The sequence below is a fragment of the Deltaproteobacteria bacterium genome, from assembly GCA_019308905.1.
Classification (GTDB): Bacteria; Desulfobacterota; BSN033; order WVXP01; family WVXP01; genus JAFDHF01.
Genome location: JAFDHF010000002.1, coordinates 47,647 through 60,710, shown reverse-complemented (window position 1 = coordinate 60,710; position 13,064 = coordinate 47,647). Strand labels below are relative to the sequence as shown.

Annotated in this window: 11 protein-coding genes; 7 read left to right on the top strand and 4 right to left on the bottom strand. The window is 59.1% G+C overall.

Annotation, left to right across the window (positions count from 1 at the left end):
- Positions 1-27 precede the first annotated feature (27 nt).
- The 7 genes from murG (at position 28) to JRJ26_01285 (ending at position 8,614) form a co-directional block, all read left to right on the top strand.
- The gene (murG, locus tag JRJ26_01315) at positions 28-1,107 is read left to right on the top strand and encodes an undecaprenyldiphospho-muramoylpentapeptide beta-N-acetylglucosaminyltransferase (GenBank protein MBW2056113.1); all 1,080 of its coding nucleotides are present in this window, start codon (positions 28-30) and stop codon (positions 1,105-1,107) included.
- A 10-nt stretch (positions 1,108-1,117) separates the two neighbouring features.
- Positions 1,118-2,521 carry a UDP-N-acetylmuramate--L-alanine ligase gene (locus JRJ26_01310; protein ID MBW2056112.1) on the top strand — a complete coding sequence of 468 codons (1,404 nt, stop codon included), beginning with the start codon at positions 1,118-1,120 and terminating at the stop codon, positions 2,519-2,521.
- The gene (gene murB, locus JRJ26_01305) at positions 2,518-3,429 is read left to right on the top strand and encodes a UDP-N-acetylmuramate dehydrogenase (protein MBW2056111.1); all 912 of its coding nucleotides are present in this window, start codon (positions 2,518-2,520) and stop codon (positions 3,427-3,429) included. Before JRJ26_01310 ends, murB begins: the two co-directional genes overlap by 4 nt.
- Before the next feature lie 53 nt (positions 3,430-3,482).
- Positions 3,483-4,322, top strand: a complete 840-nt coding sequence (locus JRJ26_01300) for an FtsQ-type POTRA domain-containing protein (protein MBW2056110.1) — start codon at positions 3,483-3,485, stop codon at positions 4,320-4,322.
- A 16-nt stretch (positions 4,323-4,338) separates the two neighbouring features.
- Positions 4,339-5,568, top strand: coding sequence for a cell division protein FtsA (gene ftsA, locus JRJ26_01295; GenBank protein MBW2056109.1), 1,230 nt, complete (start codon positions 4,339-4,341; stop codon positions 5,566-5,568).
- A gap of 116 nt (positions 5,569-5,684) precedes the next feature.
- Complete coding sequence (gene ftsZ, locus JRJ26_01290; protein MBW2056108.1) at positions 5,685-6,851, top strand: cell division protein FtsZ; 1,167 nt, start codon at positions 5,685-5,687, stop codon at positions 6,849-6,851.
- Positions 6,852-6,967: 116 nt separating this feature from the next.
- Positions 6,968-8,614 (top strand): radical SAM protein, encoded by a 1,647-nt coding sequence (locus JRJ26_01285; protein ID MBW2056107.1) that lies wholly within the window; start codon positions 6,968-6,970, stop codon positions 8,612-8,614.
- Between the two features lie 117 nt (positions 8,615-8,731).
- On the opposite strand, the gene JRJ26_01280 is transcribed toward JRJ26_01285, so the two are convergent.
- The 4 genes from JRJ26_01280 to nifS form a co-directional block, all read right to left on the bottom strand.
- Positions 8,732-9,598, bottom strand: coding sequence for a HEAT repeat domain-containing protein (locus JRJ26_01280; protein ID MBW2056106.1), 867 nt, complete (start codon positions 9,596-9,598; stop codon positions 8,732-8,734).
- Positions 9,599-9,645: 47 nt separating this feature from the next.
- Entirely contained in the window at positions 9,646-10,431 is a 786-nt protein-coding gene (larE, locus tag JRJ26_01275) for an ATP-dependent sacrificial sulfur transferase LarE (GenBank protein ID MBW2056105.1), read from the bottom strand.
- Between the two features lie 65 nt (positions 10,432-10,496).
- A complete protein-coding gene (mnmA, locus tag JRJ26_01270; protein ID MBW2056104.1) occupies positions 10,497-11,594 on the bottom strand; it encodes a tRNA 2-thiouridine(34) synthase MnmA in 1,098 nt (365 codons plus the stop codon).
- 179 nt (positions 11,595-11,773) lie between these two features.
- On the bottom strand, positions 11,774-12,991 hold the full coding sequence (gene nifS, locus JRJ26_01265) for a cysteine desulfurase NifS (protein ID MBW2056103.1): 1,218 nt from the start codon (positions 12,989-12,991) through the stop codon (positions 11,774-11,776).
- Positions 12,992-13,064 lie beyond the last annotated feature (73 nt).

The following is a 13,064-nucleotide window of genomic DNA, read 5'->3' as shown; positions in this document are numbered from 1 at the left end:
GGAGAGGAGGAGGGAGTCACAGGCGGGATGAGGGTTATTATCGCGGGTGGCGGAACCGGAGGGCATCTCTTTCCGGGGATTGCCGTTGCCGAGGAGCTGATGGAGAGAGACAGGAACAACAGGGTTCTCTTTGTGGGAACATCGGCGGGTCTGGAAGCCAGGGTCCTCCCTGGAAGGGGAATCCCGTTGCGCACCATAACGGTCAGGGGAATCAAGGGGAAATCCATTTCCCGCAAGGCAGGGGCGGTCCTGGGGATTCCCAGGGCGGTTGTGGAGGCCCTCGGCATAATCAGGGAGTTCCGTCCGGACCTGGTTCTCGGCCTTGGAGCTTATGTGGCAGGACCGATGCTCGTGGCGGCCTTCCTGGCCGGAACGAGACGGGCCGTCCAGGAGCAGAACGTGATACCAGGGACTACCAACAGGATTTCCGCCCCCTTGGCCCACCGCGTCTTTGTCTCCTTCGAGGAGACTCTGGGTTACTTTTCCCCTGAGAAGGCGGTGCTGGCAGGGAACCCTATCCGCAGGGAATTTGCCCTGTGTAGCGGACAGACCGAGAGAGAGGGGTTCGGCCTGTTGGTGTTCGGGGGAAGCAGAGGGGCCCACCGGATCAATCAGGCCATGGTGGAGAGCCTGGGCTCTCTTGAGGACCTCAGACCCAACCTCAGAGTGGTCCACCAGACCGGAGCCGAGGACGCACGGGCAGTAGCAGAGGCGTACAGAAGAAGGGGTATTACCGCTCGGGTCGAACCCTTTATAGAAGACATGGCTGCAGCTTACAGGCAGTCCCGTCTGGTTGTCTGCCGGGCCGGGGCCACGACCATAGCCGAGCTTGCGGCCTGCGGCAGGGCGTCCATTCTCGTCCCTTACCCGTTTGCAGCCAACAACCACCAGGAGATCAATGCCAGGAATCTGGTGAGGCGGGGAGCGGCTATGATGATCCTCGACAGGGACCTTTCAGGAGAGACCATGGCAGAGGCGATCCGTTCGCTTTTCCGGGCACCACAACAGATCGAGGCCATGGAGAGAGCCTCGGCCAGTCTCGGGAGACCGGATGCTGCCAAGAGGATCGTTGATGAGTGCTACCGGATTGTGGAGGGGAGGAGCTAGGCAGGCATCCATGTACGGGAAGAGAATCCAGCACATCCACTTTGTAGGGATCGGCGGTATCGGGATGAGCGGCATCGCCGAGGTGCTGCTCAATCTCGGTTACCGGGTGAGCGGGTCCGATCTTAGGGAGACCGAGACCACCCGTCGGCTCCGGGATCTGGGAGCCGCGGTCGCCTACGGACACCGACGCGAAAATGTCAGGGACGCGCATGTGGTGGTTGTCTCCTCCGCCATCCACGGTGAGAACCCGGAGATCCAGGAAGCAAAGGAACGGTTGATTCCGGTCATTCCCAGGGCCGAGATGCTCGCCGAGCTGATGCGGATGAAGTATGGAATCGCCGTGGCCGGTACCCACGGGAAGACGACCACCACTTCCCTGATCGCCACGGTCCTGGCCCACGGGCGCCTCGACCCGACGGTCGTTATCGGCGGGAGGCTCAACAGCATAGGCAGCAACGCCAAGCTGGGCCAGGGAGAGTTCCTGGTGGCCGAGGCGGATGAGAGCGACGGTTCCTTTCTCAAGCTCTCTCCCACCATAGCCGTGATTACGACCATCGACCTCGAGCACGTGGACCACTATCACGACGTCGGTGCCGTGAGGGAGGCCTTCCTGGAGTTCGTCAACAAGGTACCTTTCTACGGTCTGGCCGTGCTCTGCCTGGACCAGAAAAACGTCCAGATGATTCTCCCGGAGGTGAGAAAACGTTTCGTCACCTACGGGAGGACGCCTCAAGCGGATTTCCGTGCGGACAGGATCACCTGCGAGGGCCTCTATACGTCTTTTGATCTGATCCACGAGGGCCGCCCCCTGGGCAGACTGCGGATGCGCGTCCCCGGTCTCCACAACGTTTACAACGCCATGGCTGCAATAGCGACGGCCTTTGAGCTCGACATAGGGTTTCCCGTGGTCCAGGAGGCCCTTTCGGAATTCTCCGGCATCCAGCGAAGGTTCCAGATCAAGGCAGAGGTGTCGGGAATCCTGGTGGTCGACGACTACGCCCATCACCCGGCTGAGATCAAAGCCACCTTGGAGACGGCCAAGAAGGGCTGGAACAGGCGTGTCGTTGCGATCTTCCAGCCGCACCGGTACACGCGGACCCAGGGTCTGTTCGACGAATTTCTGACTGCCTTCTACCAGGCAGACGTCCTGATCATCACCGATATCTACGGGGCCGGGGAGGAGAGAATCGAAGGAGTGGAAGCCTCCAGGCTCTACGAGGGAATCCGGGATCACGGCCACAGGGATGTGACCTATATAACTCCCAAGGAGGCCATCGTCGATCATCTCCTGAGGATCGTTCAGGCCAACGATCTGGTGCTCACCCTTGGTGCTGGAAACATCTGGCAGATCGGCGATGCCTTTGTGCAGAAACTCAAGGAATCGGGCGATAGGGCGGCGAGCCAAAAGGAATGAACGTGTTGGGCGAATCTCTCAAGAAGGAGTTGGGACGAGCCGTACGGGGCAGGGTCCTTTTCGACGAGCCCATGAACCGCCATACCTCGCTCCGTATCGGGGGGCCTGCGGATGCTCTTGTCTTCCCCCTCGACAAGGCGGACCTTGAAACACTGGTGGGTAAGGCCCGCCAGTGGGGAATCTCCTATCTGGTAATGGGAAAAGGAACGAACCTCTTGGTCCGGGACCGTGGGGTGAGGCAGATGGTCATCAATCTCTCTACGGGCTTCCAGGGGATCTCGGCCAGAGGAGAAAGGCTCAGGGTCGAGGCGGGGATACCCCTGAGCCGGATGATCGGGTTCGCCATGGAGAGAGAACTCTCCGGCCTGTCTCCTCTCTACGGGATTCCTGGTACGGTAGGGGGAGGGATTGCCATGAACGCCGGAGCCTGGGGAGTGGAGGTCGGCAAGAGAATCGAGTCGATCACCCTCATGGACGGGCAGGCCGGCTTCAGGGTGGTTCGGCACAAGGATCTGAGCCTCAGGTACCGCGAGCTCTGCCTGGCAGAGGGGATGATCATCGTGGAGGGAATCTTCCTCATGGAACGGTCGGAGAGGGAGAAGATCAGGGAGGAGATCTCCACCTACCAGCGGCGGCGGAGACAGACCCAGCCTCTCGATGTTCCCAGTGCGGGCTCGATTTTCAAGAATCCACCCGGAACCTCTGCGGGTAGGATTATCGAAGAGGTGGGGCTGAAGGGGAAGAGAATCGGAGGGGCCGAGGTGTCAAGCCTTCATGCCAATTTCATCGTCAACAGGGGGGGTGCCACGGCAGGCCAGATGCTCGATCTGATCCACCTGATCCAGGACAGGGTTCTCAGGGAGAGAGGGATAGCCCTTGAACTCGAGGTGAGGATCGTGGGTGAATGAGCCTTCGCCACAGGATCTCACCAGGAACCGGGCGGAAGGGAAGGCAATCGATCGTGAACCGGAGGATTCAAGGACAGAGCCTCGATGGTAAGCCCAGAGGGTCAGAGAGGTTTTTTCTGAGGGTTTTTGTCATCACCCTGATTCCTCTGACCGTCGCAGGGGGGATTTTTCTGTTCCTCTCGGTCTACCTGTTTCTCAAAGGAGCCCCCTTTCTCCGGTTGGAGGAGGTCAGGATCGAAGGCAACAGAAGAGTCTCAAGAGACGAGATCCTCGCCATTACGGGGCTGGAGGGTGGACCGAATATCCTCGCTCTCGACATCAAAGGGATGAACCGGCGACTAGGAGAGCACCCATGGATCGAAAGATGTACGATCAGGAGGGAACTGCCCGGTACCATCCGGATTGCGGTTCGGGAGAGAGAGCCCATTGCCCTGATTCATCTGGGGAGGCTCTACTACATAGACGCCAACGGTGTGGTCTTCGACGAGGCAAGGGGGCGCGACAAGGCGGCCTATCCCATCCTGACCGGGGTCAGGAGAGAGGATCTGGAAAAGGGAGAGGCCAAGACACGGCGCCTCGTTCAGGCTGCCATCCACCTGCTCGAAATCTCCCGGCGTAGTCCTGTGCTTCCCTATCGTTCGATTTCTCAGATCCATCTCGACAGGGCTGTCGGACTTCTCGTCTATACCATGGAAAGGGGGATCGAGGTGCGCATGGGGTTTGGGGATTTTGAAAGAAAGCTCAGCCGGCTCTCGCGGGTCTGGCCGACCGTCCGGTCCATGGAACTCTGTGCCGTAGAGTGTTCCATTCCAGGGAAAATAATAGTCCAAAGCAAGAGGGTGGAAGCGATGAGAGGATCAAAAAAAAGATCAAGACAGAGAGACTCCAAATAGAGAGGAGGTGAAAGAGATGTCGAAGAGAGACAGAGAAATGGTTGTAGGCCTCGACATTGGAACAACGAAGATCTGTGCCGTGGTGGGGGAAAGGGTCAACGGCGACATCAACATCATCGGCATCGGGACCCATCCATCCAAAGGCCTGAGGCGGGGTGTGGTGGTGAACATTGAGACAACGGTCCAATCCATCAGGAAAGCCGTGGACGAAGCCTCCCTCATGGCTGGCTGCGATGTCCGGTCGGTCTATGCGGGCATAGCCGGGGGCCATATCAAGGGTATAAACGGCCACGGTGTCATTGCCATAAAGAACCGGGAGATCACGGACAGTGATATCAAGCGGGTGATCAACGCTGCCAGTGCAGTGGTCGTCCCCCTGGACCGCAAGTTGATTCACGTCCTACCCCAGGAATTCATAGTAGATGATCAGGACGGGATCAAGAACCCTGTGGGAATGCTGGGCGTGAGGCTGGAGGGCAAGGTCCACATCGTCACCGGAGCTATCACGTCGGCCCAGAACATTATCCGCTGTGCAAACCGTGCCGGACTCCACGTCAACGAGGTTGTCCTGGAACAGCTCGGTTCCGGTGAGGCGGTTCTCACCGACGAGGAGAAGGACATAGGAGTGGCTCTCGTGGACATCGGTGGAGGTACCACTGATCTGGTGATCTTCTCCGAGGGGAGCATAAAGTACACTGCGGTCCTGGCCCTCGCGGGAAACCACGTGACGAGCGATATTTCTCTCGGGTTGAGAACCCCCCATGAGGAGGCTGAGAGACTGAAGCTCCGGTACGGGTGTGCCATGGCCTCCATGGTGAACAAGGACGAGACGATCGAGGTCCCGAGCGTCGGAGGGAGAAAGAATCGGATTCTCTCCAGGCAGACCCTCTCCGAAATCATCGAGGCCAGGGCGGAGGAGATCCTCACCTTTGTCCACGGCGAGATCATCAGGTCGGGATACAAGAGTATTTTGGCCGGCGGGGTGGTCCTGACAGGCGGGTCGGCGCTCCTTGAGGGGATCGTCGAGCTGGGTGAACAGGTTTTCAATCTCCCGGTCCGCAGAGGAGGGCCAGTGGGTATCGGCGGGTTGAGGGATCTGGTCAACAGTCCCGTTTACGCCACCGGTGTGGGGCTTGTCTTGTACGGGGCCAAGAACGACCGGTCAGGAGGCTTTGCACCCTACCGGGAGGGGGGGGTCCACAGGGTCATAGGCCGCCTGAAGGACTGGTTGGGGGAGTTCTTCTAGAGGAGAGACCCTGCATGTAACGCGGAGGTAACCCATGAGATACAGAGACGGCCTTCTTGACGGGAGATCCAGAGATGTGCTTTCTCCGGCCGGCTTTGTGGAGACGGAGGGGATGGATGATTGAGTTTGACGAGAACACGAATCTTTCGGCAAAGGTGAAGATAATCGGTATCGGGGGCGGGGGTTGTAACGCCTTAAACACCATGATAGAGGCCGGTCTCGCAGGAGTCGACTTCATCGCGGCCAATACCGATGCCCAGGCGCTAGCCACAAGCAAGGCCCCGATCCGCATACAGCTGGGAGCGAGGTTGACCAAGGGGCTCGGTTCAGGAGCGAATCCAAAGGTGGGGAAAGAGGCTGCCGAGGAGGCTATGGATCAGATTCGCGACGTGCTGGACGGAGCGGATATGGTCTTTGTCACTGCGGGCCTGGGAGGGGGCACCGGAACGGGCGGGGCTCCGATAGTGGCGGAGGAAGCCAAGAAACTGGGGGCCCTCACGGTGGCCATCGTAACCAAGCCCTTTCTCTTTGAGGGCAAGCTGAGGCAGAAACAGGCAGAAGAGGGGATTGTCAATCTCAGGCGGACAGCGGACACCCTCATCACGATTCCAAACCAGAGGCTTCTCGGTATCGGCGGCAAGACCATGTCCCTTGTGGAGGCATTCAAAAAGGCCGACGAGGTTCTTCTCCACGCGGCCAGGGGTATCTCGGACTTGATCACCGTTCCGGGGTTGATAAACCTCGATTTCGCCGATGTCAGGACCATCATGTCGGAGATGGGAATGGCCCTCATGGGTACCGGCATCGCCTCCGGGGAGAACCGTTCGTTGGAGGCTGCCCAGATGGCCATCTGCAGTCCCCTCCTGGAAGACATCTCCATCAAGGGGGCAAGGGGAATCCTGGTCAACATATCCGGAGACTCGGGGGTGACACTGAACGAGGTGAACGAGGCTCTCACTTTGATACAGAAGGAGGCCGAAGAAGAGGCAAACATCATTTTCGGAGTCGTCGTGGACGACAACATGGGAGACGAACTCCGGGTTACGGTAATCGCCACGGGGTTCGGGCCGAGAGAGGAGGAGGTTGACCAACCCCTCGGCCGGGTCTCTCCTGTCGCCCTTTCCGTCATCGAGGAGCGGAACGTTCCGGCCTATATCCGAAAGAGAAAGAGGGACGAGATCCGCAGGAGTGCAGAAGCACATGGAGGAAGGATCGAGAGCTTCTCGGATTTCGATGAGGATCGATTCGATCTGCCTACCTTCATGAGAAAGCAGGCGGATTGAGGGCTTCGGGGATACCCGTGTGGAGGGAAGCTCGATCGTCCGTTCAGGATCTTTCCATCTGCTGCAAGACCGTGTAAGAGATGTCGGACCGGTTTGCCAGGAGAGCCCGGAAGCTCTTGAGATCAGAACAGGGGGCTGTCAGAAAGGAATGGGGCGGCAGGGTACCGGTCTGCCTGATCTACCCCAACCGCTACGAAGTGGGGATGTCCAACCTCGGCTTCCAGACCATATACGGCCTCCTCAACGACCAACCCCAAGTCGTTTGTGAAAGGGCCTTCCTCCCGGCGGCAGAAGACCTGGAGGTGCTCCGCAGGGAGAGCACCCCGATTCTTTCTCTTGAGTCTCAAAGACCACTGACGGATTTTGAAATACTGGCCTTTTCCATCTCCTTTGAGAATGACTTCATAAATATCCTTACCATCCTCCATCATGCCAGAATCCCCCTTGAATCCTCAGCGAGAAGAGGCGGAGAGCCGCTCGTTGTGGCGGGTGGGGTGGCGACCTTTCTGAACCCCGAACCAGTGGCTGATTTCATCGATATCTTCCTTCTCGGCGAGGGGGAAGAAGCGCTACTCGAGTTCATGGAGACGTACCTCGATGCACGCGGGACCGGAGCGGACCGGGAGGATCTCCTCCATGCCTTGAGCACCTTGGAAGGGGTCTATCTCCCCCGTTACTATCAGCCCATCTACGGGCCGGCAGGGAAGATTCGGGAGATCTCCGTCCATGCCGGCTTCCCGGAGAGGATAAAGAGAAGATTCGTAAGGGACCTCGACCGATTTCCGACGATCTCTGTTGTTCGGACTCCAAACACGGAGTTCGGGAGGATGACCCTCATCGAGGTGAACCGCGGGTGTCCCAGGAGTTGCCTCTTCTGTTGCGCCTCCTCCCTGTACCGTCCTTACCGAAACCGGTCGTTGGAGAATCTGAGCCGTACTGCCCGGGAGGAGATCCAGAGGGGTGGGCGGCTCGGTCTGACCGGTGCCGCCGTCTCCGACTACCCTGATCTTGAAGCCCTGTGCGATCTCATCGTCGGCCTGGTAGCGAGGTTCTCTCTCGCCTCGGTGAGGCTCGACAATTTGACCCCGAAGCTCGGCCGGTTACTGAAAATGGGTGGGGTGAGGACCGTGACCATGGCCCCCGAGGCGGGCTCGGAGCGTCTGCGGGCCGTCCTGCAGAAGGGGATCGAGGAGAATGATATTTTTCAGGCGGTTGAGATTCTCCTTGAGAACGGCCTCTTCAGCTTCCGCCTCTATTTCCTGATAGGCATCCCGTCTGAGACCGACGAGGATGTGGAGGCGATCGTACAGCTCACGCGGAGGATCAAGCACCGGATGCTCAGGTGGGCAAGAAGGAGCCGTCGCCTCGGCAGGCTCACCTTGAGTGTCAATGGGCTGGTTCCGAAACCATCAACCCCTTTCCAGTGGGTCTCCTTTGAGGACGTGGGGAACCTGCGCCGGAAATTCAAGATAATCGGAAACGGTCTCAGGAGAGAGGCCAATATCGAGGTTACCCATGACGTGCCCAAATGGAGCTACATCCAGAGCCTCCTCTCACGGGGGGACAGGAGAGTGGGCAGGATTCTTCTGGCCGTCCACCAGTCCGGAGGAGACTGGAAGCGAGCCTTTCGGCAGGTCGACATCAACCCGGACTTCTACGTCTACAGAGAGAGGGACCGAGAGGAGATCTTCCCCTGGGACTTCATCGACCACGGGGTGAGCAAGGACCGGCTGTGGGAGCGGTACGAGAGGGCCGTCAGATGAGTTCGCTCCCTCCACGGCTTGGGCTTCAGTCCTCCTGCCGGAATGGCACGGTCAATCCCGCCGATCTCTGGATCTCCTGCCACCCCGGTTTCCAGGATCATCGGAGGGGGATCTGGACTACTGGCCCACGGACTCGAGACCGGAGCCCTCTCCGGTCAACTCCTCGAGTGCTTCTGCTGCCGCCTCCCTCACATCCTCGTTCTCGTCCCCCAGGGCAACCTTCAGGGCTTTGACGGCCTCCGGGCCGCCTATCTCTGCGAGGGCATCCACGGCGGTCTCCCTCACACCTGCGTCCCTGTCATGGAGAGCTCGTGCAAGAGAGTTGACGGATTTTTTCTCCCCCAGCTCTCCCAGTGCCTCGGCCGCACTCTCCCTCACCTCGGGGGATTCGTCGTTCAGGAGAGCACGGGCCAGGTGGGAAAGCGCGCGCCTATCCTCAGAATCCAGCAGGCTGTCCACGGCCTCGGCCCGAACAGCAGGGTCTTTGTGCTTCAGCTTCTTGACCATGGAGTCGAAGGATGTTCCGCCGTGCTCTTCAGCAGGGCGTTCCTCAGGGGTGATCACCCTCGACTCCAATCCCTCCTTCATGCTCCCGCCTCTCCCGGGGTAGATGATCACTTCTCTGATCCTCGGGGATTCGTGCCTTCCCTCTGCTTGGTCGTAGATGAGAACGTAGTCCCAGTCCTTGAGCAATCGCCTCAACCCCTTGTCCAGGGGAAGGTCGGAGAAATCGGCGGTCAGCACATCGTCGGGTTCGCCATGAAGAGTGATGCGGATACCGGTCTCGTTGACGATCCGGGTCAAGACCTCTATCAGAGGCGCATCCGTGGCCTTCAAGGTCAAAAGGTCGTCCTTGGCCTTGACCAGGACCCGGGGCGAAGGACCGCCTGTTTCCCTTGAGGCGCCCAAACCGTCTGGAGGCCCTAACAGAAGGAGAAGGGCACAGACAACAAAAAAAGATCCCCTGATCCTGTTTCTCACCATAACAATTAGATCGGATCTTTCTTTAGAAATGTTAACCAGAAGACGGCTTATCCGGGTTTGACATCCCCGGGAAGGTGCAGGGGTTCGTTCATACTCCCGGACCGGTAGCCCTCCAGATCCAGGGCCACATAGGTAAAGCCCATCTCTTTCAAGCCCCGAGTGACTCTCTCTCTCAGTTTCGGTTCCAGAAATCGGGAGATTTCGGTGCCCGGGATCTCGATTCGACCCATCGAGCCGTGAAGCCTGACCCGGACCTGTCTGAAGCCGAGGTCGAGAAGCAGTTGTTCGGCACGATCGACCATTTTCAAGCCCTTCTCAGTGATGGGATCACCGTAGGGAAAACGGGAAGAGAGGCATGCGAAGGACGGCTTGTCCCAGGTGGGCAGGCCCATGTTTTTCGAGAGGGATCGAATCTCTGCCTTTGTCAACTCGGCTTCCTCCAGAGGGCTCCGGACCTGGAGCTCCTTTGCTGCTTTTCTTCCGGGTCTGTGGTCGGAGACATCGTCGAGGGTCGATCCCTCCACCAGCCAAGGGATTCCCCTTTTGTCGGCGGTCTCTCTCAGGCGGGAGAAGAGATCCCTCTTGCAGTAATAGCACCGATCCGCCGGATTGGACCGAAACTCGGGAATCTCCATCTCCCCCGTAGGAATGAGGATGTGTTCCACACCGAGAAGAGCGGCAAGCCTTTTCGCCTCGGCAAGCTCCCGGTCGGGAAAAGTCGGTGAAAGGCCGGTGACGGCAAGGAGCGCCTTCTTGGGAAGAACGTCCTCGGCCACTGCCAGCAGAAACGTGCTGTCGACTCCTCCCGAGAAAGCAACCAGAAGGGAGCCCATGGAGCGGAGTATCTCCTGCAGGCGCTTGAGCTTCTCCTCCTGGGCTCGATCGGAGCCGAGTCCGCTCACCGTTCTTCCCCCTCTATCCAGCCTCCGCCCAGAACTACGTCCCCCTGATAGAAGACCACGGCCTGTCCCGGAGTGACCGCCTTCTGGGGCCTCCTGAATCGAACCAGTACCCTGTCGTCTTCGAGGGGTTCGATTGTCGCCTCTGCACCCGGGTGGTTGTACCGGATCCTGGCCTCCACGGTCTCGGAACGGGTGAGGGACTCCAGGGCGATCCAGTTGACTCGAGATGCCACACACCGGTCCTGAAAGGTTTCCGTCTCTCCCCCTACGGTGACGGTGTTGGAGGTCTTGTCGATATGGACGACATAGAGGGGGCGGCCTGTCGAGACTCCCAGCCCCCTCCGCTGCCCGATGGTGAAGCCGTAGATACCGTTGTGGGTTCCCAATACGCGCCCCTCCGTGTCGACGATGGAGCCGGACTCCCCGCTCCTCCCGAGCCGCCTCTGGAGAAAGTTCCTGTAATCCCCCCGGCGAACAAAGCAGATCTCCTGGCTGTCGGCCTTCTCGGAGATCCTCATCCCCGCTTCCCTGGCCGTTTGTCTCACCCAGTCCTTGTGGTGTCTTCCCAGGGGAAGACGGACCCGGGAGAGCTGATACTGGGATAGGGAGAAAAGCACGTAGGATTGATCCTTCTTAGGGTCCACCCCTTTCTTGAGCAAATACCTGCCTCTCTCCTCGTCGTAGTCGACCCGCGCGTAATGGCCCGTAACGATGGCGCCGGCCTCCAGAGCCCGCGCCTTCTCCCACAGCCTGCCGAACTTGAGCTTCTCATTGCAGACAATACAGGGATTCGGAGTCTTGCCATCGAGGTACTCCTTGCAGAAGTACTCCACAACGAGATCGTTGAACTCCTTCTTCAGGTTTACAACGTAGAAGGGGATTCCGAGGCTTTGGGCCGCTCTTCTGGCGTCTTCCACGTCCCTGAGACCGCAGCAACGGGGACGGTCCTGTTCGTGCCCCTCCAAATCATCCATGTCGCGGATGCACATGGTCAGGCCTATCACCTCGTAACCCTGCCGGAGCATGAGGTAGGCCGCCACCGTGCTGTCCACGCCGCCGCTCATAGCCACAACCGCTCTGTTTTGATCCTCCATCCGGGCCGGCCCTCCAGGCTCCAGACTATTCGGGGATGGCCGAACAAATTCGGATGACTGCTCCCCGCTGAAAGCAGCAGTGGCCGTTCTCTGAACAATGGTAGTGGCCTCCAAACCGGGCGGTTCCTCCTTTGGAGCATCGGATGAGCGCCCTATTCGAGCAATGGTGCGGTCCCGAGCTAGCCCTTCAGAGAAGTCAGCGGGAAAGACCCGGTATGCCTCTTCCTCCCTCTTTTGCGATCGGCGTATGCCGGAGACATGGACCGGAGCCGGGTGACGGTTTCCACCAGGACCTCGACGGTGTAGTCCAGGTCCTCCTGGGTCGTCTCCCTTCCGAGAGAGAACCGCACCGCCCCTTGCGCGCGGCTCCGTGGAATCCCCATGGCAAGAAGAACGTGGGAGGGCTCCACGGCCCCCGATGTGCAGGCCGATCCGGTGGAAGCCGCGATCCCCTTGAGGTCGAGGTTGAGGATTACGGACTCTCCATCCACGAAATCGAAGGAGACGTTCAGAATGGGAGGGACGCGGTCAAAGGGGTGGCCGTTCAGGTGGACCTCTTCTATTCTGGTCTGGATGGCATCCCAAAGAAAAGCCACGAGATTCCTCTCCCGGCGAGAAACCACGCTCATCTCCGCCTCTGCCAGCTCCATGGCCCTGGCCAGCCCCACGATGGCCGGGACGTTTTCGGTTCCCGGCCTCCGGTTCGATTCGTGGTGCCCCCCCTGGAAGAGGGGTTCAAAGGGAACCCCCCTTCTGGCATAGAGAGCACCAATGCCTTTAGGGCCATAGATCTTGTGCCCGGAGAGGGAAAGAAAATCCACCTTCAGCTTATCCACTCTTACAGGAATCTTTCCCACCGATTGAACGGCATCTGCATGGAAAGGAACCCCCCTGGAACGAGCGATATCCCCTATTTCTTCGATGGGTTCGATTGTCCCCACCTCATTGTTCGCGTGCATGATGGAGATAAGGACCGTCCTTTCGGTGATGGCCTCCTCCACATCAGAGGGATTCACCTTTCCATACCTGTCCACCGGAAGGTAGACCACCTCGAAGCCGTTCCGTTCCAGGTAGCGGCACGTGTGGAGTGTGGCATGGTGCTCGATAGAGGAGGTGATGATGCGGCTTCCCGGCTTCCCATGAGCCCGGACAGCACCCTTGATGGCGAGGTTTGTAGCCTCTGTCCCGCCGCTGGTGAATACGATCTCCTCGGGTGATGCCCCGAGTATTGCCGCCACCTGCTCCCGGGAGTCCTCAAGAGCCTTTCTGGCTTCCCGGCCGAAGGCATGGATGCTCGACGGATTTCCATAGATATCCATGAAATAGGGATGCATCGCTTCGACAACCTCCGGCCTTATGGGGGTGGTTGCGCTGTGATCGAGATAGACGGTTCTCATCCTGTCTGCCCGCCTCGGTTGTGCTGTCTACGGCCCCTCGATCGTCTATTTTACCATAACGGGGCAATGGCAT

Excerpts from the sequence above, each read along its gene's own strand:
- murG (MBW2056113.1), top strand. The coding sequence starts at position 28 with ATGAGGGTTATTATCGCGGGTGGCGGAACCGGAGGGCATCTCTTTCCG.
- JRJ26_01310 (MBW2056112.1), top strand. The coding sequence starts at position 1,118 with ATGTACGGGAAGAGAATCCAGCACATCCACTTTGTAGGGATCGGCGGT.
- murB (MBW2056111.1), top strand. The coding sequence starts at position 2,518 with ATGAACGTGTTGGGCGAATCTCTCAAGAAGGAGTTGGGACGAGCCGTA.
- ftsA (MBW2056109.1), top strand. The coding sequence starts at position 4,339 with ATGTCGAAGAGAGACAGAGAAATGGTTGTAGGCCTCGACATTGGAACA.
- ftsZ (MBW2056108.1), top strand. The coding sequence starts at position 5,685 with ATGATTGAGTTTGACGAGAACACGAATCTTTCGGCAAAGGTGAAGATA.
- JRJ26_01280 (MBW2056106.1), bottom strand. The coding sequence starts at position 9,598 with ATGGTGAGAAACAGGATCAGGGGATCTTTTTTTGTTGTCTGTGCCCTT.
- larE (MBW2056105.1), bottom strand. The coding sequence starts at position 10,431 with ATGGGCTCCCTTCTGGTTGCTTTCTCGGGAGGAGTCGACAGCACGTTT.
- mnmA (MBW2056104.1), bottom strand. The coding sequence starts at position 11,594 with ATGGAGGATCAAAACAGAGCGGTTGTGGCTATGAGCGGCGGCGTGGAC.
- nifS (MBW2056103.1), bottom strand. The coding sequence starts at position 12,991 with ATGAGAACCGTCTATCTCGATCACAGCGCAACCACCCCCATAAGGCCG.